Genomic DNA, 25,051 nt, shown 5'->3' on the forward strand with positions numbered 1-25,051 from the left:
TTAGATGCCGTATTTTTGCTGATAAGCGCGGACTGATGCCAGGTGGTCAGCCATTTCGGTTTTCTCTTCCAGATACGCAATCAGGTCGGTCAGGGTAATAATCGAGATCACCTTACAGTGATAATCACGCTCAACTTCCTGAATCGCTGAAATATCAGCACGCCCGCGTTCTTGACGGTCGAGTGAAATCATCACGCCCGCCAGGGTTGCCTGATGTTTAGCGATGATCGCCATGGATTCACGGATAGCAGTACCGGCAGTGATCACATCATCCACCAGCATAACGCGGCCTTGCAACGGGCTACCGACCAGCAATCCACCTTCGCCGTGATCTTTGGCTTCTTTACGGTTGAAACAATAAGGAACATCACGATCGTGATGTTCTGCCAGCGCGACTGCCGTGGTGGTGGCAATCGGAATACCTTTGTAAGCCGGTCCGAAGAGTAAATCGAAATCAATATGAGAGTCCATCAAGGCTTCGGCATAGAAGCGCCCCAATAACGCCAGGTCACGCCCGGTATTGAACAAACCCGCATTGAAGAAGTAAGGACTGATGCGGCCAGACTTCAACGTAAACTCGCCAAATTTCAAAACCTGCTTGTTCAATGCGAACTCAATAAACTGGCGCTGATAGGCTTTCATGGGTGTATCTCCTCTCTAAACTGTTCTCATCTGACATTGTCGGCCAACAGGCCATAAAAAAGGCGACTTCTCAGCCGCCTTAAAAACTATTCCGCCAGCGCCGCTTTCTGCGCTGCAAAGATAGTGTTGATTCCCTCTCGTGCCAGGGATAACAAACTCAGTAACTCTTCATGGCTAAACGGCTCACCTTCTGCCGTGCCCTGAACTTCAATCATGCGACCGTCTTCCATCATCACCACATTCATGTCAGTTTCTGCGGCAGAATCTTCAACATACTCAAGGTCACACAACGCTTCACCTTTCACGATACCGACGGAAACAGCAGCCACCAGACCTTTCATCGGATTAGCTTTTAGTTTACCTGCGGCAACCAACTTGTTCAGCGCATCGGCTAATGCGACGCAGGCACCGGAAATCGACGCAGTACGGGTGCCGCCATCGGCCTGCAGGACGTCGCAGTCCAGCGTGATAGTGAATTCACCGAGTTTTTTCAAATCAACAGCCGCGCGCAGGGAGCGGGCAATCAAACGTTGGATCTCCAGAGTACGGCCACCCTGTTTGCCTTTGGCGGCTTCACGGAAATTACGGGTGTGCGTTGAGCGTGGCAACATACCGTATTCGGCAGTGATCCAGCCCTGACCCTGGCCTTTCAGAAAGCGCGGAACACCCTCTTCAACCGTAGCGGTACAAAGCACTTTGGTATCACCAAATTCCACTAAAACTGAGCCTTCAGCATGTTTGGTATAGTTACGGGTCAGTGTCAGGGGGCGCACCTGTTGTGCATTTCGGCCTGCTGGACGCATGGGTTGATCTCCGGGTCGCGATTCATGTTTGGCTGCGCATTATACGGGCTTCATCAGGTAATGCCTATCATGACCCGCCCACCGAAGCTATAATCGCTTCATCTTTACATTAACAGGTACGCAGATATGATCCGAAGTATGACCGCTTATGCCCGCCGCGAAATTAAGGGTAGCTGGGGTAGCGCAGCGTGGGAACTCCGCTCGGTAAACCAACGTTATCTCGAAACTTATATCCGTCTGCCAGAGCAATTTCGCAGCCTGGAGCCGGTTGTCCGCGAACGCATTCGTGCCCGCCTGACCCGAGGCAAAGTCGAATGCAACCTGCGTTTTGATCTCGACCCTGGCGCGCAAAGCGCGCTGCAACTAAATGAAAAACTGGCCAAACAGCTGGTTGAAGCGGCGCAATGGGTCAAAATGCAAAGCGACGAAGGCGAAATTAATCCGCTGGAAGTGCTGCGCTGGCCGGGTGTGATGCTGGCGGAAGAGCAGGATTTAGATGCAATCAGCACCGAACTGCTATTGGCGCTGGATGTTGCCATTGATGACTTCATCGCGGCCCGCGAAAGCGAAGGCGCTGCGCTGAAAGTGATGATCGAACAGCGTCTGGACGGTGTCAGCGCCGAAGTGGTGAAAGTGCGGGCACATATGCCTAATATTCTACAATGGCAGCGCGAGCGCTTGATCAGCAAGCTGGAAGATGCGCAGGTTCAGTTGGAAAATACCCGTCTGGAACAGGAACTGGTTCTGATGGCGCAACGTGTTGACGTAGCTGAAGAGCTGGACAGACTGGAAGCGCATGTCAAAGAAACGCACAAAATCATGAAGAAAGAAGAGGCTGTCGGCCGCCGTCTGGACTTCATGATGCAGGAATTCAACCGTGAGTCGAATACCCTGGCTTCCAAGTCGATCAATTCTGATGTCACAACCTCAGCCATCGAGCTGAAAGTGTTGATCGAACAAATGCGCGAACAGATTCAGAATATCGAGTAATTTCAGTTGATTGAAATAATAAAAAGCCCGCATTCAATCGCGGGCTTTTTACGTTTAGAACCTGGAAAACCGTCGAATCAGTTTTCCCAACGCTTCAACAGTACGCAAGCATTGACGCCACCGAAACCGAAACCGTTAGACAGTGCATAAGTGATGGCATGCGGCTGTGCGGTGTTACCAATAATGTTCAGGCCTTCAGCCACTGGATCTTTATTTTCCAGATTCAGCGTTGGCGGCACGATTTGGTCGCGGATAGCCAGAATAGTGAAGATGGTTTCCAGACCACCCGCCGCACCCAGCAAATGACCGGTCGCCGATTTGGTCGAGGTCACCGCCAGTTTACCGTCAGTGCCGAACAGAGTTTTTATCGCGTTGATTTCACCCAAATCGCCCACTGGCGTTGATGTCGCATGTGCATTCAGATGCTGTATATCCGCAGGCTGTAAGCCGGCCTGACGCAAAGCAATTCTCATTGCACGACCTGCCCCGTTGCCATCTTCGGCACCGGATGTCATGTGATAAGCATCACCGCTGGTACCATAACCGACGATTTCAGCCAAGATGGTCGCGCCACGTGCTTTGGCATGTTCCAGCTCTTCAATCACCAGCATGCCTGCACCTTCACCCATCACAAAACCGTCACGTGCACTATCGAAAGGGCGTGAGGCTTTTTCGGGGTGATCAGTATGGCCGGAGGACATGGCCTTAGCCGCTGCAAAACCACCCAGACTGACCGTATCGATAGCCGCTTCAGCACCACCGCACAACGCCACATCAGCTTCGTCATTACGAATCAAACGCACGGCATCACCAATCGCCTGAACACCGGCTGCACAAGCCGTTACCGGCGCGCCAATCGGGCCTTTAAATTGGTGCTTAATGGAAACCTGACCCGCTGCCAGATTCACCAGGAATGACGGAATGGTGAAAGGTGACAAACGTTTGGCACCACGGCTGTCGTTGGTGCGTACCGCATGTGCGATAGCCGGGAAACCACCGATACCGGAACCGATCACGGTCGCCGTGCGTTCCTGCTGTTCTGGGGTTTCCGCTTTCCAACCCGCATTGGTAATGGCCATATCCGCTGCTGCCATGGCGAACAGAATGAAACGGTCCATTTTTTTCTGATCTTTCGGTACGACAAACAGATCTGGCTCAAAACCCGACTCAGGGTCTTGCTCTTTGGTTAACACTTGCCCGCCGATTTTCACCGACAAAGTTTCAACGATTTCATCAGGCAACACGCGAATACCGGACTGGCCCGCCAGGAGGCGTTTCCAGATAGTTTCGATATCGCAGCCCAGAGGACTCACAGCCCCCATGCCGGTAATAACCACTCGACGATGAGTCATAAAAGGTTCCTCTTTCTTTCTATACGTTCATTTGATGCGCTGAATCGCTGAAAAATAGGTCAGCCACAGCGGGAAGTTATGTCATAAGGAATGACAGTATGTGATGAATTACGATTTTGCAAACCCGTAACCCTGAAAATCTTGTCTCCGCCACTAATTCGACAGACTGCGTAATACCAGGGAAGTAATAGCTATCACGCGTTCTTCCAACTGCTCCGGCGTCTTTTGCTCAAGCATTAGGGGATGGGAAAACGGTGTCATTGCGCTGGTGATCGCCAGACAGACTTCATCCAGGGGCGTTTTACGTTCAAACTCTCCCGACTCTCTGCCATCGACGATAACCTGCTGGATAATACTGTATATCTCAGCACGATGATTTTGCGCAGAAGTCCAGCGCTGTGCCGCCGCGGCCACCGCAATATCGTGCAGTTTGCGGTCTTCAAAAAACAGATCCAGACTTTTGCTCATCAGCGCCTTAAAGATAATCCGAAGGCGTAATGTCGCGGACTCATTGCTATCAGCAATCTCGCGCAACGCGTGATCTATTTGCCCAACGCGCTGTGAACAAACAGCTTCACCAATTGCTTGTTTTGACTCAAAAAACTTATAAATATATGCGCTGGAAACCCCGATGGCTTTTGCCAGATCGGCTACTGACGTTTTGGCGTAACCGTAGTGACGGAAATGGTCAAAAGCAGCATTAATGATCTGTTCGCGCCGTTCATGTTCTGCTGGTCCGCGCTGCGTTAATACAGCCGGAATGTCAGGCTTCATGCATTCCTCCAGGCGAGTACGAGAGTGGTATATCCGGTTACGGATTGGCATTTTGATAAGTGATGAATTTAAATTATCGTAACCTTCTAGCCAACATTTCTCCATACTTATTGCTGTAGAGTTGCATCAGCAGCTAATAAAGCTGATTCTCCCGGCAAGAAAATCATCTACAATTTCTAATGTGATAAATCGATAAAGTAAATCCAGGCCTTTTATATAAGCCAAAAAACATATCTACACATTAGATTTTATAATCCGAAATGACGTGCAGCAGAAAAATTCAGTCGTACTGTGATGCTAATCACTTTACCCTGAGAAACTGTTCATCTTTATAACCACCTATCTTTCAAAACCTGCGAAAATCTATGCTGCTTACCGTTCTCTATATTATTGGTATCACTGCCGAAGCCATGACCGGCGCTTTAGCCGCGGGACGTCGAAAAATGGATACCTTCGGCGTCATCATTATCGCTTCAGCCACGGCAATTGGTGGCGGTTCGGTGCGCGATATGTTGCTGGGGCATTATCCTTTAGGCTGGGTTAAGCACCCTGAATACATTGTGATTGTGGCGGCGGCTGCAATCCTTACCACGCTGCTGGCTCCCTTGATGCGCCATCTGCGGCGCCTTTTTCTCGTTCTCGATGCACTGGGTCTGGTGGTCTTTTCGATTATTGGTACACAGGTCGCCCTGGACATGGGGCATGGCGCGATTATCGCATCGGTTTGTGCTGTCATCACTGGCGTATTTGGCGGCGTATTACGCGACATGATGTGTAATCAAATCCCGCTGGTGTTCCAGAAAGAGATTTATGGCGGTATCTCATTTGCATCAGCCTGGATTTACATCGGCCTGCAATACTTCGCTTTGCCGCACAATTTGGTGGTAATCATCACACTGTTGGCAGGCTTTATTGCACGATTAATTGCACTGCGTTTTCGCCTGGGCTTGCCGGTTTTTAATTACCCGCATTCTGACCACTAGTTATCTACGCTGTTTATGTTGGCCTCTGAACTGTCAGCCGCAACGAAGGCAGGCACGTTTTCCTCTCTCAACATTTCAGTCAGTACTTTTACTTGTGGATGATTTATAAAATCCACAATATCAGTCACCCGTTTTTCCCCTATTCCTGTGGAATGCCGCCACTGCTGCTGCGTAACATTGCTGAGCCGGCTCCAATTTCCGTAGGTTGCCGCTTCCCGGACAGCAAACGCCGGGAAGCCAAGGGCAGAAAGCCACTGTCTGAAGGTTTTTTGTCGCGAGAGTTGTAATTGCGCATAAATTTTCTGTGCTTTTTTGGGGCTGATGCTCGGTACAGAACCCAATGACTCGGGCGTCAATCGCAACCAGTCAGCCAAATTTGTGACTTTTTGTTCCTGAACCAGAGAGCGCCATGTCGCGCCACCAAGACCTGACATATCGAGCCCTTCTGGCCCACTCAACCAAATAAGCCGAGAGATAAATTGCTGCTGACAGTCTGGCATCGGTAAAAAACAGGTGAGGGCGGAATAATCTATGGGCTGCGGCAAAGCTGGCATCGTCCGGTCTTTCACCCGCCAGATAACCTTATCTAATTTCGGGATCCCTTGCCCGGCAAGGGTGATAGCAACCTGATCGCCTGGAACAACATCCCATTGCTTTAAACGCGCCAGAGAACCAATGCTGACTTTGCTAACCGTTTTGTCATCGATTCTGATTTCTTTCAGGTGGAGTAAGACGGTTATTTTCCCTCGCCGCCCTAATGTCGTTTCGATGTCTGTGACTTCAGTCGCCTCTGTCACTGGTGGGTATTTCCAGGCAACCGCCCAGTCAGCAGTATGATTTTTCCAGTACTGCCCGGCGGGTTCTTCGCTTTGGCGGATCACCACGCCATCCGTAGCAAAAGGCAGCGGTAGGTTGAACCACTTATCACGCCATTGAGCAACGTCATCCACTGAAGCAACTTTCCTTGTGAATGCGGCCGTTTGTGCAAAGCCCAACTGGGTCAGGCTAAGCAAGCGGTTCTCCATCATTTGTGGTCCATCGGGCCAGGACCAGATGAACAAACCCAGATTTTTTAAAAGCTCGGATGCCGAACGCCGCATCATGGCACCCGCAACTTTAGAACGAGCATTCATGCCACCCGCCAAGTTTTGCTGATGTCCGGTCATCATCAGATAAAGCTCACCCTGCAAAACTAAAAGTTGCCGCTTATCATTAATAGACGCGGGAATTGCCGTAATGAAAGGGGCTTTATCCGTCCAGTCCTGACCGAATTTACCGTCTCCACGACTGAGTAACGTCACCAGTTTGCCTTCACGGTAGATAAGCGAGACAGCCACACCATCAATTTTTGGCTGTACCCACAAATCCTGATGTCCATGCATCCAGCTTGCCAGCGCTGCTTTATCCCGCATTTTCTTCAGACCCGTGTGAGCGACAGGATGTGCCGTCAAAGTCTGATGTGCAGAAGCCATATCGCGGGGAGGATTAGGTTCATAGTCTGGCTGTTTGGCACATTCCAGCCAAAGGCGCTCTTTAAGACGTAAATTATCATAAGATGCGTCGTCAATCGGGCTCTGCCCTTGCAGATGGTAAATACCATCCCATTGCCCTAACTGCGCAGCCAAATTTTTGGTTTCTTCACGCAGACGTGACTGAGGCCAGTCAGGGCAATCCGCAGCCTGACAAGAGGAGTAAATGAATAATATCAGCAACATTTTGAGTACTTGGCGCATTGGCACCTCCTTGTGGTACCAAGTAAACGCCGGATTTTTAGGGCCTTCCAGCCACATTAATTGATGATGCGATCCATATTCACATCATTAATGTAGGTTGCAGCAAAAAGTCGATATTTTGGAATACGACGCGAGAAAATAACTTACAGCCCTGTTTTATTTTATTCAGGTGCGATGAAATACGTCTGAACGCTGCACCAGAAGCGGCTAGCGTGTATACTGTGCGGAAGATCACTCTTCGCACTTTTCCCATCAACCTATTCAGTTGAAATGTCATCATGGTCCAAGGCACGTTATATATTGTCTCCGCACCGAGTGGAGCAGGTAAATCAAGTCTGATTCAGGCTTTGCTGAAAACACAACCGCTCTACGATACGCAAGTTTCTATTTCACATACGACCCGCGCAGTCCGTCCGGGTGAGAAACATGGCGAGCACTATTTCTTCGTCTCCAAAGAAGAGTTTTGCGGAATGATTGAAAACGATGCGTTCCTGGAGCATGCGGAAGTTTTCGGAAACTATTACGGCACATCACGTGAAGCTATCGAGCAGGTTCTGGCTTCAGGTGTTGACGTGTTTTTGGATATTGACTGGCAGGGTGCTCAGCAGATCCGTAAAAAAATGCCGCAGGCACGCAGTATTTTTGTGCTGCCGCCATCGAAAGACGAACTTGACCGCCGCCTGCGTGGCCGTGGTCAGGACAGCGAAGAAATCATCGCAAAACGCATGGCGCAAGCCGTGGCTGAAATGACCCACTTTGCTGAGTACGACTATTTAATTGTGAATGATGATTTTGATCTGGCACTGTCGGATTTAAAAACCATTATTCGCGCCGAACGTCTTCGTCTGAGCCGTCAAAAGCTTCGTCATGACGGATTAATCACCAAACTATTGGCAGACTGAAGACACTTTCAGTATTATGCCCAGTCTTTCGTCCCCCTGTGGAGTAGCACATATATGGCACGCGTAACTGTTCAAGACGCTGTAGAAAAAATTGGTAACCGTTTTGACCTGGTGTTGGTGGCTGCTCGCCGCGCACGCCAGCTCCAATCTGGTGGTAAAGATCCATTAGTCGCTGAAGAAAACGACAAAGTCACCGTTATCGCTCTGCGAGAAATCGAAGAAGGTCTGATCACGAATAAGATCCTTGATGTTCGCGATCGTCAGGAACAACAGGAGCAGGAAGCCGCAGAGATTCAGGCAGTTACTGCCATCGCTGAAGGTCGTCGTTAATTAACGAAACGGATCTCACTTGTACATCTTTGAAAGCCTGAATCAACTGATTCAAAAATACCTGCCGGAGGAGCAAATCAAGCGCCTCGTGCAGGCCTACCTCGTTGCGCGGGACGCGCACGAGGGGCAGACTCGCTCCAGTGGTGAGCCCTATATTACTCACCCGGTAGCCGTAGCCTGTATTTTGGCTGAAATGAGGCTCGATCACGAGACTCTGATGGCGGCGTTACTACACGACGTTATTGAAGACACGCCTGCGACATATCAAGATATGGAGCAACTGTTCGGTAAAAGTGTGGCCGAGCTGGTTGAAGGCGTTTCGAAGCTGGACAAGCTGAAATTCCGCGATAAGAAAGAAGCTCAGGCGGAAAACTTCCGCAAAATGATCATGGCGATGGTGCAAGACATTCGCGTCATCCTGATCAAACTCGCCGACCGTACCCATAACATGCGCACTCTGGGCTCTTTGCGCCCGGATAAACGCCGTCGTATTGCCCGTGAAACGCTGGAAATCTACAGCCCACTGGCACACCGTTTGGGTATTCATCACCTAAAGACCGAGCTTGAAGAGCTAGGCTTTGAAGCACTTTATCCGAACCGTTACCGCGTAATTAAAGAAGTGGTGAAAGCTGCGCGTGGTAACCGTAAAGAGATGATTCAGAAGATTCTTTCGGAAATAGAAGGGCGTTTAACCGAGGCCGGAATTCAGTGCCGGGTCAGTGGCCGCGAAAAACACCTCTATTCGATTTACTGCAAGATGCATCTGAAAGAGCAACGTTTCCATTCCATCATGGATATTTACGCCTTTCGGGTGATCGTTAAAGAACTCGACACCTGTTATCGCGTTTTAGGTCAGGCTCATAGCTTGTACAAACCGCGCCCTGGTCGGGTAAAAGATTACATCGCTATTCCGAAAGCCAACGGCTATCAATCTCTGCATACCTCGCTTATCGGCCCACACGGCGTGCCGGTTGAGGTTCAGATTCGTACTGAAGATATGGATCAGATGGCAGAGATGGGGGTTGCCGCTCACTGGGCTTATAAAGAGAATGGTGAGAACAGCACCACGGCACAAATTCGTGCCCAGCGTTGGTTACAAAGTTTACTAGAGCTGCAACAAAGCGCTGGCAACTCATTCGAATTTATCGAAAGCGTTAAATCTGACCTGTTCCCAGATGAAATCTACGTATTCACGCCGGAAGGCCGCATCGTCGAGCTGCCAGCTGGCGCGACGCCGGTAGACTTTGCTTATGCCGTACACACCGACATCGGCCATGCCTGTGTTGGCGCACGTGTCGACCGTCAGCCATATCCGCTGTCGCAGCCACTGACCAGCGGCCAGACCGTCGAAATTATTACCGCGCCCGGCGCCCGTCCGAATGCGGCGTGGCTTAATTTTGTCGTGAGCTCACGCGCACGTGCCAAAATTCGCCAGATGCTCAAGAACCTCAAACGTGATGACTCCGTTTCTCTTGGCCGTCGGTTGCTTAATCATGCACTCGGCAGTGGTAAGAAAATTTCCGATCTTCCACCAGAGAATATCAAAAACGAGCTCGACCGAATGAAGCTCTCCGCCATGGATGACTTGCTGGCCGAAATTGGTCTGGGCAACGCCATGAGTGTGGTCGTCGCCAAAAATCTGATGGGCGATCAATCCTCTATGGCAACCAGCGGAACGCGTAATCTGCCGATCAAAGGTGCTGATGGCGTACTGATCACCTTTGCCAAATGCTGCCGCCCTATTCCTGGTGACCCAATTATTGCCCATGTCAGTCCGGGTAAAGGTCTGGTGGTTCACCACGAGTCCTGCCGTAACATTCGCGGTTATCAAAAAGAGCCTGAAAAGTTCATGGCAGTCGACTGGGATGACCAGGAGACTGATCAAGAATTTATCGCCGAAATAAAGGTCGATATGTTCAATCATCAGGGTGCACTGGCGAATTTAACCGCAGCAATCAACGCCGCACAGTCTAATATTCAGAGCCTGAGTACTGAGGAAAAAGATGGCCGTGTTTATAGCGCCTTTATTCGCCTGACAACCCGTGACCGTGTGCACCTGGCAAATATTATGCGTAAAATTCGTGTCATGCCGGATGTGATCAAAGTCAGCCGTAACCGAAACTAACTGTTATGACTCCTGAACGTTATGCGCGCATCTGCGAAATGCTTGCAGCCCGGCAACCAGACTTGACGGTATGCATGGAAGAGGTACATAAGCCGCACAACATTGCTGCGGTAATTCGTACTGCTGATGCCGTCGGCGTGCATGAAATTCACGCAGTTTGGCCATCGAGCCGGATGCGTACTTTAGTCTCGTCGGCAGCTGGCAGTAACAGCTGGGTTCAGGTCAAAACGCATCAAACTATTCGGGATGCGGTCGCCAAAATGAAGGCGAAAGGGATGCAGGTGCTGGCAACACACTTGTCTGACAAAGCCGTCGACTTCCGTACCATCGATTACACCCGCCCAACCTGTATTCTGCTCGGTCAGGAAAAAACCGGTATTACCCCTGAAGCATTGACACTGGCTGACAGCGATATCGTGATTCCTATGGCCGGTATGGTTCAGTCGCTGAATGTCTCCGTAGCCTCTGCGCTGATTCTGTATGAAGCACAGCGCCAGCGAGAAAATGCCGGAATGTATCAACGCCAGACAAGCCCTCTCAGCCTCAAAGAGCAGCAACGCCTGCTGTTTGATGGCGGCTATCCGGTGTTATCAAATGTGGCAAAACGCAAAAAATTACCCCGGCCCTTGATCGATGAAACTGGACAAATTATTGCTGATGACCAGTGGTGGGCCGCCATGCAAATGACGGTTAAAAGATGAAAGGACGCCTGCTCGACGCCATCCCGCTCACGTCGCTTTCTGGTGTAGGAGCAAGTCAGGCAGAGAAACTCGCTAAACTCGGCCTCGAAACTATTCAGGACCTCCTGCTCCACCTCCCCCTGCGTTATGAAGATCGCACACGCCTGTATACCATCAATGATTTGCTGCCCGGAATTTTTGCCACAGTGGAAGGCGAAGTGCTGCGCAGTGATATCAGCTTTGGCCGCCGCCGCATGATGACCTGCCAGATCAGTGATGGTGCCGGCATCGTTACGTTACGCTTCTTTAACTTCAATGCGGCGATGAAAAATAGCCTGGCGACCGGACGTCGTGTTACCGCTTATGGCGAGATAAAACGTGGAACGCAAGGTGCTGAGATTATTCACCCTGAATATCGCATCCAGGGCGAGAATAGTGAGGTTGTTCTGCAGGAGTCGCTAACACCGGTTTATCCCACCACCGAGGGGATACGTCAGGCGACGCTTCGCAAACTGACCGATCAGGCGCTCGAACTGCTTGATACCGTACCCATCGCAGAACTTCTTCCAGAAGAACTGAGTCGATCGTTGATTTCGCTGCCCAAAGCCCTACACCTACTGCACCGCCCACCGCCTGATATACAGTTAGCGGATCTTGAGAAAGGTCAACACCCAGCCCAGCGTCGGCTGATCATGGAAGAGTTACTGGCGCACAATTTAAGCATGCTGGCGGTTCGCGCTGGTACCCGAAGCTACAAAGCATTACCGCTGCACCATGATGACCGCCTTAAAAACCAGTTCTTAGCAGCGCTGCCTTTTAGCCCCACCGGTGCGCAAGATCGCGTTGTGGCCGAAATCGAACAAGATTTAGCTAAGGGCTATCCGATGATGCGGCTGGTTCAGGGCGACGTCGGGTCTGGTAAGACGCTCGTTGCAGCATTAGCGGCACTGTGCGCGATTGCCCAGGGTCAGCAAGTTGGTCTGATGGCGCCTACAGAACTTCTGGCAGAACAGCATGCCAATAACTTCCGTCAGTGGTTCGAACCGCTGGGCATTCAGGTTGGCTGGCTGGCCGGTAAACAAAAAGGCAAAGCGCGACAGGCACAACAAGAGGCGATTGCCAGCGGTCAAGTTTCCATGGTGGTGGGCACGCATGCCATTTTCCAGGAACAGGTTCTGTTTTCATCGCTCGCACTGGTCATTATTGATGAGCAACACAGGTTTGGTGTCCACCAGCGCCTGGCCTTATGGGAAAAGGGAAAACAGCAAGGTTTTCATCCGCATCAGTTAATTATGACAGCCACGCCGATCCCAAGGACGCTGGCCATGACCGCCTACGCCGATCTCGACACTTCCGTGATTGATGAACTGCCACCGGGACGAACGCCAGTGACCACTGTCGCGATCCCTGACACCCGCCGCAGCGATATTATCGCAAGAGTGAAGAGTGCCTGTGAGCAGGAAAATCGACAGGCATATTGGGTCTGCACACTGATCGAAGAGTCGGAAATGCTGGAAGCCCAAGCTGCAGAAGCGACATGGGAGGGGTTAAAAGTTGCTCTGCCTGAGCTAAAAATAGGCCTGGTTCATGGCCGGATGAAATCACAAGAAAAGCAAGCAGTGATGCAGGCTTTCAAACAAGGTGAAGTCCAATTACTTGTCGCGACCACAGTGATCGAGGTTGGGGTAGACGTGCCAAACGCCAGCCTGATGATTATCGAGAATCCTGAACGTCTGGGGCTCGCTCAGTTGCACCAGTTGCGTGGCCGGGTTGGCCGCGGTGCCATCGCTTCACATTGCGTTCTGTTGTATAAAACACCGCTCAGTAAGACAGCGCAAAAAAGGTTGCAGGTTTTGCGCGATAGCAACGATGGTTTTGTGATTGCACAGCAGGACTTAGAAATCCGTGGGCCGGGCGAATTACTCGGAACACGCCAGACCGGCAGCGCCGAATTTAAAGTCGCAGATTTATTACGTGACCAGGCGATGATCCCTGAAGTACAGCGTATTGCCCGCTATCTGCAACAACAGTTTCCCCAGCATGCTCATGCTCTTATCGAACGCTGGTTACCGGAACGCGTGCGATACACCAACGCCTGATATCTTCCCTGCGCCGAGATTGATAGCCTTCCATGGCACTCAATCTCATCACGCGATGGCGGGAAATACCGGCAACAGCAAGAATAATTTGATGACTATTGCGTTGGCGATATCAATGAAGAATGCGCCCACCATAGGTACCACTAAAAAGGCCAGATGTGACGGCCCAAAGCGATTGGTGATGGCCTGCATATTGGCGATTGCCGTGGGCGTCGCCCCCAGCCCGAAGCCGCAGTGCCCCGCCGCCAGTACCGCCGCGTCATAGTTTTTCCCCATAACACGGTAGGTTACGAAGATGGCATACAGCGCCATTGCCAGCGTCTGCACGCCCAGGATAGCCATCATTGGCAATGCCAGTGATGCCATTTCCCACAGCTTGAGGCTCATCAGCGCCATCGCCAGAAACAGCGAAAGGCTGACGTTACCTAATACCGACACTGCGCGATCGAATACCCGATAAAAACCCAACCACGCCAGTAGATTACTGAGGATAACCCCAACAAAGAGTACGCAAACAAAGGTTGGGATCTCGAATGCGGAGCCTTGTAATAGGGCCGAAACATGGCTGCCAGCCGTCAGACAGATAGCAATCAACGCAATGGTTTCCACCATGACCAAAGGCGTGATCATCCGGCCAATTGTCGGTTTTTCGAAGGCGCTCGGGTCGATGGCATCATCCGGCGAACCGTTCGGCGTTGAAGAGTGGCTAACCAGATAGCGCGCAACCGGTCCACCGATAATCCCGCCCAGAACTAAACCAAAAGTCGCACAGGCCATGGCCACTTCTGTGGCATTTTCAAAGCCGTACTTTTCGCTAAATAATTTACTCCAGGCGGCTCCGGTGCCGTGGCCACCGGACAGCGTTATTGAACCAGCCAGCAGTCCCATCAGCGGGTCAAGACCGAGCAGTTTTGCCATGCCGATGCCAATCGCATTTTGCAGTAGCAATAACCCAAGCACCACAAACACCAGCAAGAACAGTGTTTTGCCGCCGGAGCGCAGGCTGGCGAGATTGGCATTCAGGCCAATGGTGGCGAAGAAAGCCAGCATCAGCGGCTCTTTCAGCGACATATCAAAGCTGACCTCCCAACTGAAAAACTGATTGGCCAGCAGCAGCAGGAACGCGACCAGTAAACCACCGGCGACAGGTTCGGGAATAGTGTATTTCTTGAGGAACGAAATCGTCTGGACGCATTTACGTCCCAGAAGGAGAACCAGAGTGGCGGCAACCAACGTGCCATAGGTATCGAGATGAATCATTCAAATACTCCATTTTAGAAAAAATCCAATAATATTATTGAGTTATAAGAACCCCAGTCTGCTGATATTTTTCAGATGTGGAATTAGAAGTCAGATTGCTAACTCAGCGCAAGAAAAACAGCCTGAGAATGCTGTGTAAATCGCAATTAACAGAGCAATAAATCAAGAAAGCAATCGATTGCTTTTATCTTCGTTTTCATTAAAAATGCCCGCTTTGCCGCTTAATGGATGCCCAAATCATGAGTACGCAATCCGCCGAGTCAGACACTCAGCGCCCTGACCTATCCCACACCCCCAACAGCGAATTAATTTACCGTCTCGAGGATCGCCCTCCTCTGCCACAGACCCTGTTTGCGGCCGGCCAACACTTACTGGCGATGTTCGTTGCGGTGATCACTCCTGCACTGCTGATTTGCCAGGCTCTGGGGTTGCCAGCGCAAGACACACAGCACATCATCAGCATGTCGCTGTTCGCGTCAGGACTGGCGTCTATCTTGCAAATTAAAACCTGGGGCCCGGTGGGTTCAGGTCTGCTATCGATTCAGGGCACCAGTTTTAACTTTGTGGCTCCGTTGATCATGGGCGGAATGGCATTGAAAAACGGCGGGGCGGATGTACCAACGATGATGGCGGCACTGTTTGGCACGCTAATGGTTGCTTCCTGCACTGAGATTATTCTGTCGCGTTTCTTGCATCTGGCGCGCCGCATTATTACCCCACTGGTTTCAGGCATCGTGGTGATGATCATCGGCCTTTCGTTGATCCAGGTTGGACTCACCTCTATCGGTGGCGGCTATGCAGCGATGAGTGACCATAGCTTTGGTGCTCCTAAAAATCTGCTGCTCGCCGCCGTTGTTCTGGTGGTGATCATTCTGCTCAACCGGCAGAAAAATCCCTACCTGCGCGTAGCTTCGCTGGTGATCGCCATGGCCGTCGGCTATGCCGCTGCGTGGATGATGGGCATGCTGCCCGCCACCACGCCAGTGACACAAAGTCATTGGATAACACTGCCAACGCCGCTCTATTACGGGCTGGGCTTTGACTGGAATCTACTCATTCCTCTGATGTTGATTTTCATGGTGACATCACTTGAGACGATTGGTGATATCACTGCGACCTCCGATGTGTCCGAGCAGCCGGTAAGTGGCCCGCTCTATATGAAACGCATTAAAGGCGGCGTGCTGGCGAATGGGCTGAACTCCATGCTTTCGGCGGTGTTTAACACTTTCCCAAACTCCTGTTTCGGCCAGAACAATGGCGTGATTCAGTTGACCGGCGTTGCCAGCCGTTATGTGGGGTTCGTGGTTGCGCTGATGCTGATCGTTCTTGGTCTGTTCCCCGCAGTTGCCGGCCTTGTTCAGCACATTCCAGAGCCGGTACTTGGTGGCGCGACCATCGTCATGTTTGGGACTATCGCCGCCTCTGGCGTACGTATTGTGTCGCGCGAGCGTCTTAATCGTCGTGCGATTATGATCATGGCGTTATCGCTGGCCGTCGGGATGGGCGTTTCTCAACAACCGTTGATTCTGCAATTTGCTCCTGACTGGCTGAAAACCCTACTTTCATCGGGTATCGCAGCCGGTGGCATCACAGCCATTGTGTTGAATCTCATATTTCCTCACGAAAAATAAACATCCGCTGTAACCCCTCCAAATGCGGCGAGAGGTCTGGAATCCTCGCCGCATTTTCTTGTCTGAGTCATGCTAACCTATTGAGAAAGGCCACTGTTTACGGCATAAACAGGGTATTATTTCCCTTTCCCCGACGGATATGGATTCAGACGATGAAATTTATCGGCAAAATTTTACTGACGCTAGTCCTGCTGTTGGTGCTGGCAATCGTACTACTTTATGTGTTGTTGCAGACCCGGTGGGCAGCAGGCCAGCTCAGCCAATGGATGAGTAACAACTCCAATTACCGCCTGTCACTCGAAAAAATTGACCACGCCTGGTCCGAACCTGGTCGCATTACGCTCACTGGCGTGAGACTGGGTCAGAAAAACCAACCTGATGCGCTGAATGCTGCACAGGTCAATCTTGATCTGAGCTGGCGTCAGATAACCGAACCGAGATTCTTCGACCGCATTGTTCTGGTCAACGGACGGCTTAATCTCAATCCTTCGGCACTAAATCTCCCTATTCAGGCGAACACCCTCCAGTTGAGTAAAATGACACTATCCGGGGAGGCTGATAGCTGGGCGGTTGACGGCCAACAGGTCAATGCCGGGATTTATCCGTGGCAGCCAAAAGCCGGACATCTGCTGGGTGAAAATACGGAGTTCCAGCTGAGTGCAGCGGCACTCAGCTTAAATGGCATACCCGCAGAGAATGTGCTGGTGCAAGGGCAGATCAATAATAACCAGCTTACGCTGAGTAACTTTGGCGGCGATCTGGCCCGGGGGCAACTGACAGGTAAAGCGAGTCGTGCGCCGGACGGCAGCTGGACAGTGGATAACGTGCGGTTAAGCAATGTGCGGTTACAGACGTCACAACCGCTGGCCGCATTCCTGCAAGACTTCAACCAGCAGCCGAAAGTGATCGTTAAACGCTTTGATTTGATTGATGCGCGCCTGCAAGGCAAGGATTGGGCGTTCAGCGATGTCGATTTGTCGGTTAAAGACGTCACCTTTGAGAGAGGTGACTGGCAGAGTCAGGATGGTGAGGTTTCGCTGAATGCGACCGAAATGATTAATGGTAACCTGCATATCATCGACCCCATCATCAATCTGGATCTTTCCCCGCAAGGGATTACCCTCCGGCAGGTCAGTGCGCGCTGGGAAGGTGGGCTGCTGCGCACCACAGGTAACTGGATACGAAACAGCCACCGCCTGCAATTGAACGAGCTGACCGTCGCAGCGCTTGAATATACGTTGCCGCAAAACTGGCGCCAGCTTTGGATACAAGCCTTACCGGACTGGCTGTCAGAGGTTTACGTTGGAAAGTTAATGACCAATCGTAATTTGATTATTGATATCTCGCCGCAGTTCCCTTTCCAGCTCACCGCGCTGGATGGTTTCGGGACGGATTTACTGCTCGCACGCAATCATCAATGGGGTATCTGGTCGGGCAAACTGAACCTCAATGCCAGTGATGCCACCTTCAATAAAGTCGATGTTCGCCGCCCTTCCCTCGCCCTTGAAGCCACGGACAGCCAGGTGAAATTTACAGAGCTGAGCGCGTTTACCAAAGAGGGGCTGATGGAAGCGACGGCAAGCGTCGATCAACAGCCAGAGCGTAACTTCTCTGTGACGATGAATGGCCGGGCTGTGCCGGTAAATGTTCTGGAAACCTGGGGTTGGCCGCACCTGGACCTGCAGGGCAACGCCAATATGCAGCTCAGTCTGCAAGGGCAGATGCCCGCAAATGTTGATTTTCAGCCCACATTAAGTGGGAAGCTGCACGTATTAGCCGCTGACGGAAAGCAGCTGGATCAGCAAATGAACAAAGGCATTGTGGCTGGTGCTGTCGCACCGTAAATGTCGCAGACTCCCGCTTAGGAAAAACAAAAGGCACCGCTTAGCGGTGCCTTTTGTTTTTCTTTTCAGTGCGCAGCCCGGAAACCTTCGGGATGCATCGATATCGGTGGCTTAAAGCATATCAGTTAATTTGTGGCTCAAGCGGCGCCTCGGGGGCCACCGGTAACACCAGGTAAGTACCTTCAAAAATAGCACCCGAGGTTTCGTCACCCAGCAGATTCACTTCCAACTGAACGCGTGCGCGGCGGCCTTTTGCCAGCCGGTCCAGATCGCCGCTGAGGGAGCTCAGATCGGCAATAGCGCGAGGGCGACCGGTTACCGGGGCGCTATAACGGATATGCGCATCGGCGAGGATGATGGTTCCACCCAGATGGCGTTCGCGCAACAGCAGCCAGATCAACCCCCATCCGGTGAGCGTCGCCAGCGAAAACAGACTTCCGGCAAACAGGGTATGGTGGGGATTCTGATTGCCATTTTCCGGCATAGTCGTCACAAACCGCCGCCCGGTATATTGGCTAATTCGCACACCCATTTTCTCGCTCAATGGAATATGGTCGTACCAGGCTTGTTGTAACTGCCCGCACCAGTCGGGACGATGCAGAATGTCATCCAGTGTTGCAACCGGTTTGATCATCAGAAAGTGGCGCACCGGCGTGGATTGCGGAGTCGTAATTTCGCCCTGGTTCAAAAAGCCCAATTTGGCGAAGAACGCCACGGCATCTTCACGCGCGCTACATACCACACGCTTTACCCCTTCCTGCCGCGCCACAGACTCCAGGGTCATTGCTACCAGCGTACCCAACCCCTTTGCCTGTACATTGGGATCAACCGCCAGGAAGCGGATAGAGGCCTCGTTGTCAGCATTGATGTATAAACGCCCAACAGCCACGGTTTTACCGTTTTCATCCACCACCATTTGGTGGTGCGCCATTGCGTCGTAAGCATCACGCTCGGAGCCTTCCGGCTGATGCAATGGTTTACGCAGCATTTCCCAACGGAATGCGTAATAGGCAGCCAGTTCTTTTTCAGTAACAGGAACTCTCAAATGGTACATAGATACGTTATCTCCGGCGTAATGCCTTTACATTCAGACTTGTAGCCAGAAGGTCACCGGTCCGTCATTAACCAGTGCCACTTTCATGTCGGCAGCAAAGCGCCCGGTTTGGGTCGCTATTCCCTTTTCGCGGCACTCTCCACAAAAATAATCATATAACCGCTCGGCATCCTGTGGCGCGGCACCCCGTGAAAAGCCGGGACGCGTCCCCTTTTGTGTATCTGCCACCAGCGTAAACTGGGAGACCACTAACAGACTGCCGCCCGCTTGCTGGACGTTAAGGTTCATCTTGTCGTTTTCATCACCGAAGATACGGTATCCGATCACCTTATCGCACAATTTTTTGGCTTTCTGCTCATCATCACCCTGCTCGACGCCCAGTAAAATCAGCAATCCGGGACCAATATCCCCGCAGGTTTCGCCATCGATAGTGACGCTGGCACTCAATACCCGCTGAATTAATGCAATCATAAAAACCCTTCAGTCTTTTAAAATTATGACTCTTTAACGGTTAACACGGCGGCGTCAGAGGATTGTAGCTTTCGCAGTGAACGATATTCGCCCAGGGTGACGGTGATCTCTGCCCCTAAAAGCACGATACACCAGCTTACATAAACCCAGAGGAATAAAATCGGGATCACCGCCAGTACGCCATAAATCAGTTGATAGGACGGAAATAGCTGGATATAGAGTGCGAAAACTTTTTTCCCCAACTCGAATAGAGACCCAGCCACTAAAGCGCCCACCAATGCATCCCGGGGAGGAACACGAACCGTAGGAACGACCTGATACAGCAGCCAAAACGAGATCCAGGAGATAAGAAGAGGCAGTACGCGCAGGGTATGGTCGATAATCGAATGGACGCCATTAATGCTTAGCCAGTTTAGAGACAATAAGTACGAACTGATTGCCACGCTGGCCACCAGCAGGATCGGCCCCAGCGTCAGGACCATCCAGTAAACGGCAAACGAAAAGACGATTGGCCTTTTACTTTTACTGTCCCAGATTTTGTTCAGTACGCTGTCAACGGAGGCGATCAGTAACAGTGCAGTGACAATCAGCCCGCATGTGCCGACCGCCGTCATCTTGCTGGAGTTGGCAACAAACTGTTCTAAATAGCGCTGAATAACATCGCCAGTTGCAGGCATGAAGTTATTGAAAATAAAGGTCTTGAGCTGAGCACTGATCTCTGAAAACACCGGAAACAGTGCAAACAATGAAAAGACCACGGCGATCAGCGGCACCAGTGAAAGCAACGAAACATAAGCCAAATGGCCAGCCAGCAGCGTCAGGCCATCTTTATCCGCTCGCTTAAGCAACAGGTGTACAAAATGTAAACCTGTTTTAACTCGATGCCATCGTGTTCTCATTCACGCTCCAATCAGGAAAACCAGGCCGGTACAGTCGTCTTATCCTCCACCAGCACGGCTTCAATACCCATCGACCTGGCGGCTTCTACGTTTTCGATAACATCATCAAAGAAGACAGCCTGACTGGCTGTAATGCCTTCTTTGTTAAGCACATACTCGAAAATTCCAGGCTCAGGCTTACGCATACCCAGATCTTGCGACAGGTACAGTGCATCAGTATTGGCTTCGATCTCTGGAAAATGCTCAGGCCAATAGTTGAGGTGCAGACGGTTAGTATTTGATAGCACCACCACACAATGCCCCTGTTCGCGCAATGTTTTGAACACGGCGATAACCTCAGGTCGCAAGCCGACAAACACCGCCTGCCAACCTAAACTGAATTGTTCAAAACTCAGCGCAATGCCCATCTCATGACTGAGCTCAACCGCGAAATCTTCGTCGCTTATCTCGCCCCGTTCGTGTTTCTGAAACACCTCGCCCATGGAGAATCTCTCGGTCAGCGTCGCCAGGGGCGTGCCGCTGAGATTGCTCCATACACCAAGCACACGTTTGAAATCGATATCAATAATGACGTTTCCCATATCAAAAATGTACAGCATTGCACGCTCCTGATTTCAAAGTTGATGGAATTAACTTTAGCGGGAAAAGGTACACATGAACAGGGAGGGAAGCACGGTGCTGCGAGGTAGCATCAGAAAAAACACAAAATAAAACAGGGCACCCGAAGGCACCCTGCTTTATTGAAAACGGATAATGCGGAAGAAACTTAAGCTTCTTTAGGACCACGCATTGCACGTTTACGGTCGTTCTCGGTCAGGTGACGTTTACGGATACGCACAGACTGAGGCGTCACTTCGACCAGTTCGTCATCATCGATGAATTCCAGAGCTTGCTCCAGAGACATCTTGATGGCAGGAACCAGGGTAGTGGCTTCGTCAGTACCGGACGCACGCATGTTGGTCAGCTTTTTACCGGTCAGGCAGTTCACGGTCAGGTCGTTAGAACGTGAGTGAATACCGATGATCTGGCCTTCATACACTTCTGCGCCGTGGCCCAGGAACAATTTACCGCGGTCTTGCAGGCTGTACAGTGCGAACGCAACTGCTTTACCCTGACCGTTGGAAACCAGCACGCCGTTCTGACGCTGACCGATTTCACCCTGACGCACATCATCGTAATGACTGAATGTGGAGTACAACAGGCCAGTACCAGAAGTCATGGTCATGAATTCAGTACGGAAGCCGATCAGACCACGTGCTGGGATCAGGTAATCCAGACGAATACGACCTTTGCCGTCTGGGATCATGTCCTTAACGTCGCCCTTACGTTCACCCATGGCTTGCATGACTGAACCCTGGTGCTGTTCTTCAATATCCAGCGTCACGTTTTCGAATGGCTCTTGTTTACGACCATCAATCATCTTGTTGATAACTTTTGGACGGGAAACAGCGATTTCGAAACCTTCACGACGCATGTTTTCGATCAGAACTGACAGGTGAAGTTCACCACGGCCGGATACGCGGAACGCATCAGCATCTTCAGTTTCTTCAACGCGCAGTGCCACGTTGTGCACCAGTTCTTTGTTCAGACGGTCAAGGATTTGACGTGAAGTCACATACTTGCCTTCTTTACCACAGAACGGAGAGGTGTTTACGCAGAAGTACATGGTCACTGTTGGTTCATCAACAGATAACGGTGGCAGTGCTTCAACGTTTTGCACATCACAAACGGTATCGGAGATGTTCAACTCACCCAAGCCGGTGATAGCGATGATGTCACCTGCTTCAGCCAGTTGAGTTTCGATACGTTCCAGACCCATGTGGCCCAGCACTTTAGCGACTTTACCGTTACGGGTTTTGCCTTCGCTATCGATGATAGTGACTTGCTGGTTAGGCTTAACCACACCGCGTTTGATGCGGCCAATGCCGATAACACCAACGTAGTTATTGTAGTCCAGCTGAGAAATCTGCATCTGCAGTGGGCCATCACGGTCAACTTTAGGTGCTTCAACATGGTCTACGATTGCCTGGTACAGCGGGGTCATATCTTCGGCCATATCGTTATGGTCGGTACCCGCGATACCCAACAGGGCAGATGCATAAATGATTGGGAAGTCGAGTTGCTCGTCGGTCGCGTCCAGGTTAACGAACAGGTCGAAGACCTGATCAACAACCCAGTCAGGACGTGCGCCAGGACGGTCAACCTTGTTGATTACCACGATCGGCTTCAGACCATTAGCAAACGCTTTTTTGGTCACGAAACGGGTTTGCGGCATTGGGCCATCCATTGCATCCACAACCAGCAGCACCGAGTCAACCATTGACATCACACGCTCAACCTCGCCGCCGAAGTCGGCGTGTCCCGGGGTATCAACGATGTTGATGCGGTAGTCTTTCCAATTAATGGCGGTGTTTTTTGCGAGGATGGTGATCCCACGCTCTTTCTCCAAATCGTTGGAGTCCATTACGCGTTCGGTTGCTTCTACACGCTCTCCGAAAGTACCGGATTGTTGCAGCAGCTTGTCGACCAGGGTGGTTTTACCATGGTCAACGTGGGCAATAATGGCGATGTTACGCAAATTTTCGATCACAGCTTTGCCTCAGGCATTAGAAATAGCGCGCTATTGTACACGTATTAAGCGAGGTTCTAAACAAGATCACAAGGATCTTATCGAAACAACTCAAGAATGGTTACTTTGTGATCCCTTTCACGGTGCAAAGAGACCCCTTCACCGATGTGGCGCACCAAAATAGTGCTCCGCATCTCACAAGGAGCACCAAAAAAGTGCAGCACTCCCGTTATGGTGCATACTCGTAAGGTGCAAAAGCCCCTTAAAATGGCGTTATTGGCATTTTCTCAAAGTTGGCACAGATTTCGCTACCTCTTTTTAGGCGTAAAGATTTATTACAGGGTGAAAACAGGTCTTTCAGAGCAATGAAAGAAACTGTTTAGGTCGCACGCCAGTTCGAGTAGGGTTGTTATTTCCAATAAAATGCCAATCAAATGGTTATTCGTTCCACGACGATAATGAGAAATTCGGGAGAACTAGTATGTCCGCTGAACACGTTTTGACGATGCTGAATGAGCATGAAGTGAAATTCGTAGATTTACGTTTCACTGATACCAAAGGCAAAGAACAGCACGTCACCATTCCATCTCACCAGGTTAATGCTGACTTCTTCGAAGAAGGCAAAATGTTTGATGGTTCTTCAATCGGTGGCTGGAAAGGGATTAACGAATCAGACATGGTTTTGATGCCTGATGCGAGCACTGCTGTTCTCGACCCATTCTACGAAGAACAAACTCTGATCATCCGTTGCGACATCCTTGAGCCAACGACGCTGCAAGGTTATGACCGCGACCCACGTTCGACTTCCAAGCGTGCAGAAGATTTCCTGCGCTCTTCCGGTATCGCGGACACCGTTCTGTTCGGGCCTGAGCCTGAATTCTTCCTGTTTGACGATGTGCGCTTCGGCAGCAGCATCTCCGGCTCCCACGTTGCTATCGATGATATCGAAGGCGCATGGAACTCCGGCACCAAATACGAAGGCGGCAACAAAGGTCACCGTCCAGCCGTTAAAGGCGGTTACTTCCCTGTTCCTCCTGTTGATTCAGGACAAGACATTCGTTCTACCATGTGTTTGACCATGGAAGAGATGGGCCTGGTTGTTGAAGCTCACCACCACGAAGTGGCAACTGCAGGTCAGAACGAAGTGGCTACCCGCTTCAATACCATGACCAAGAAAGCTGACGAAATCCAAATCTACAAATACGTGGTTCACAACGTGGCTCACGCATTTGGTAAAACCGCGACCTTCATGCCTAAACCAATGTTTGGCGATAACGGTTCCGGTATGCACTGCCACATGTCTTTGTCCAAGAACGGTAACAACCTGTTCTCTGGCGACAAATACGGCGGCCTGTCAGAAATGGCACTGTTCTACATTGGCGGTATCATCAAGCACGCTAAAGCCATCAACGCCTACGCTAACCCGACCACCAACTCTTACAAGCGTTTGGTCCCAGGTTATGAAGCGCCAGTGATGTTGGCTTACTCTGCGCGTAACCGCTCAGCGTCTATTCGTATTCCACACGTTTCCAGCCCTAAAGCGGTACGTATCGAAGCACGTTTCCCTGATCCAGCAGCAAACCCATACCTGGCGTTCGCCGCATTGCTGATGGCTGGCCTCGATGGCGTCATCAACAAAATCCATCCGGGCGATGCAATGGATAAAAACCTGTATGACCTGCCACCGGAAGAAGAAGCAGAAATTCCAAAAGTTGCAGGTTCACTGGAAGAAGCACTGAACAGCCTGAACGAAGACCGCGAGTTCCTGACCCGTGGTGGTGTATTCACCGACGATGCTATCGACGCTTATATCGCTCTGCGTAAAGAAGAGATGGATCGCGTTCGCATGACTCCACACCCGGTTGAGTTCGAACTGTACTACAGCGTTTAATGCACGACTCTGCGTCCGT

General features: G+C 51.0%; 21 protein-coding genes. 10 read left to right on the forward strand and 11 right to left on the reverse strand.

Annotation, left to right across the window (positions count from 1 at the left end):
• Both pyrE and rph read right to left on the reverse strand, forming a co-directional pair.
• Positions 1-642, reverse strand: coding sequence for an orotate phosphoribosyltransferase (pyrE, locus tag EAH77_RS21160; protein ID WP_140474797.1), 642 nt, complete (start codon positions 640-642; stop codon positions 1-3).
• 86 nt (positions 643-728) lie between these two features.
• Positions 729-1,445, reverse strand: coding sequence for a ribonuclease PH (gene rph / locus EAH77_RS21165; protein ID WP_140474799.1), 717 nt, complete (start codon positions 1,443-1,445; stop codon positions 729-731).
• Between the two features lie 126 nt (positions 1,446-1,571).
• Between rph and EAH77_RS21170 the strand changes: the two genes are divergently transcribed.
• Positions 1,572-2,435 carry a YicC/YloC family endoribonuclease gene (locus EAH77_RS21170; RefSeq protein ID WP_140474801.1) on the forward strand — a complete coding sequence of 288 codons (864 nt, stop codon included), beginning with the start codon at positions 1,572-1,574 and terminating at the stop codon, positions 2,433-2,435.
• A 77-nt stretch (positions 2,436-2,512) separates the two neighbouring features.
• Here EAH77_RS21170 and fabF read toward each other — a convergent pair whose 3' ends face one another.
• Positions 2,513-3,787, reverse strand: a complete 1,275-nt coding sequence (gene fabF, locus EAH77_RS21175; RefSeq protein WP_140474803.1) for a beta-ketoacyl-ACP synthase II — start codon at positions 3,785-3,787, stop codon at positions 2,513-2,515.
• A 153-nt stretch (positions 3,788-3,940) separates the two neighbouring features.
• A complete protein-coding gene (locus tag EAH77_RS21180) occupies positions 3,941-4,561 on the reverse strand; it encodes a TetR/AcrR family transcriptional regulator (RefSeq protein ID WP_140474805.1) in 621 nt (206 codons plus the stop codon).
• A gap of 365 nt (positions 4,562-4,926) precedes the next feature.
• Here EAH77_RS21180 and EAH77_RS21185 point away from each other — a divergent pair, with 365 nt between their 5' ends.
• A complete protein-coding gene (locus tag EAH77_RS21185) occupies positions 4,927-5,544 on the forward strand; it encodes a trimeric intracellular cation channel family protein (protein WP_140474807.1) in 618 nt (205 codons plus the stop codon).
• Here the strand turns inward: EAH77_RS21185 and ligB are convergent.
• Complete coding sequence (gene ligB, locus EAH77_RS21190) at positions 5,541-7,334, reverse strand: NAD-dependent DNA ligase LigB (RefSeq protein WP_241673508.1); 1,794 nt, start codon at positions 7,332-7,334, stop codon at positions 5,541-5,543. The genes EAH77_RS21185 and ligB overlap by 4 nt on opposite strands.
• 221 nt (positions 7,335-7,555) lie before the next feature.
• Here ligB and gmk point away from each other — a divergent pair, with 221 nt between their 5' ends.
• Genes gmk through recG form a run of 5 tightly spaced genes read left to right on the forward strand, consistent with a single transcriptional unit; the run spans position 7,556 to position 13,413 of the window.
• The gene (gene gmk, locus EAH77_RS21195; RefSeq protein ID WP_140474809.1) at positions 7,556-8,179 is read left to right on the forward strand and encodes a guanylate kinase; all 624 of its coding nucleotides are present in this window, start codon (positions 7,556-7,558) and stop codon (positions 8,177-8,179) included.
• Positions 8,180-8,233: 54 nt separating this feature from the next.
• Positions 8,234-8,509 (forward strand): DNA-directed RNA polymerase subunit omega, encoded by a 276-nt coding sequence (gene rpoZ / locus EAH77_RS21200; protein WP_056777549.1) that lies wholly within the window; start codon positions 8,234-8,236, stop codon positions 8,507-8,509.
• A gap of 19 nt (positions 8,510-8,528) precedes the next feature.
• Positions 8,529-10,634 (forward strand): bifunctional GTP diphosphokinase/guanosine-3',5'-bis pyrophosphate 3'-pyrophosphohydrolase, encoded by a 2,106-nt coding sequence (spoT, locus tag EAH77_RS21205; protein WP_140474811.1) that lies wholly within the window; start codon positions 8,529-8,531, stop codon positions 10,632-10,634.
• Between the two features lie 5 nt (positions 10,635-10,639).
• A complete protein-coding gene (gene trmH / locus EAH77_RS21210; protein ID WP_140474813.1) occupies positions 10,640-11,335 on the forward strand; it encodes a tRNA (guanosine(18)-2'-O)-methyltransferase TrmH in 696 nt (231 codons plus the stop codon).
• Entirely contained in the window at positions 11,332-13,413 is a 2,082-nt protein-coding gene (recG, locus tag EAH77_RS21215; protein WP_140474815.1) for an ATP-dependent DNA helicase RecG, read from the forward strand. The genes trmH and recG overlap by 4 nt, the downstream gene beginning before the upstream one ends.
• Before the next feature lie 48 nt (positions 13,414-13,461).
• Here the strand turns inward: recG and gltS are convergent, their stop codons facing one another.
• Positions 13,462-14,673, reverse strand: a complete 1,212-nt coding sequence (gene gltS / locus EAH77_RS21220; protein WP_140474817.1) for a sodium/glutamate symporter — start codon at positions 14,671-14,673, stop codon at positions 13,462-13,464.
• Between the two features lie 239 nt (positions 14,674-14,912).
• Between gltS and EAH77_RS21225 the strand changes: the two genes are divergently transcribed.
• Entirely contained in the window at positions 14,913-16,304 is a 1,392-nt protein-coding gene (locus EAH77_RS21225) for a nucleobase:cation symporter-2 family protein (protein WP_140474819.1), read from the forward strand.
• Positions 16,305-16,456: 152 nt separating this feature from the next.
• The gene (locus tag EAH77_RS21230; RefSeq protein ID WP_140474821.1) at positions 16,457-18,148 is read left to right on the forward strand and encodes an AsmA family protein; all 1,692 of its coding nucleotides are present in this window, start codon (positions 16,457-16,459) and stop codon (positions 18,146-18,148) included.
• Between the two features lie 121 nt (positions 18,149-18,269).
• Here EAH77_RS21230 and fabY read toward each other — a convergent pair whose 3' ends face one another.
• The 5 genes from fabY to typA form a co-directional block, all read right to left on the reverse strand.
• Positions 18,270-19,202, reverse strand: coding sequence for a fatty acid biosynthesis protein FabY (gene fabY, locus EAH77_RS21235; protein ID WP_140474823.1), 933 nt, complete (start codon positions 19,200-19,202; stop codon positions 18,270-18,272).
• Between the two features lie 33 nt (positions 19,203-19,235).
• Entirely contained in the window at positions 19,236-19,673 is a 438-nt protein-coding gene (dtd, locus tag EAH77_RS21240) for a D-aminoacyl-tRNA deacylase (protein WP_140474825.1), read from the reverse strand.
• A 23-nt stretch (positions 19,674-19,696) separates the two neighbouring features.
• Entirely contained in the window at positions 19,697-20,572 is an 876-nt protein-coding gene (locus tag EAH77_RS21245) for a virulence factor BrkB family protein (protein WP_140474827.1), read from the reverse strand.
• 11 nt (positions 20,573-20,583) lie between these two features.
• The gene (gene yihX / locus EAH77_RS21250) at positions 20,584-21,171 is read right to left on the reverse strand and encodes a glucose-1-phosphatase (RefSeq protein ID WP_140474829.1); all 588 of its coding nucleotides are present in this window, start codon (positions 21,169-21,171) and stop codon (positions 20,584-20,586) included.
• Positions 21,172-21,338: 167 nt separating this feature from the next.
• Positions 21,339-23,162: a ribosome-dependent GTPase TypA gene (gene typA / locus EAH77_RS21255; protein ID WP_140474831.1), complete on the reverse strand. Its 1,824-nt coding sequence runs from the start codon at positions 23,160-23,162 to the stop codon at positions 21,339-21,341.
• Between the two features lie 460 nt (positions 23,163-23,622).
• On the opposite strand from typA, the gene glnA reads away from it, so the two are divergent.
• Complete coding sequence (glnA, locus tag EAH77_RS21260; protein ID WP_140474833.1) at positions 23,623-25,032, forward strand: glutamate--ammonia ligase; 1,410 nt, start codon at positions 23,623-23,625, stop codon at positions 25,030-25,032.
• Positions 25,033-25,051: the final 19 nt, after the last annotated feature.

This window comes from Ewingella americana, assembly GCF_006438725.1.
GTDB lineage: Bacteria > Pseudomonadota > Gammaproteobacteria > Enterobacterales > Enterobacteriaceae > Ewingella > Ewingella americana_A.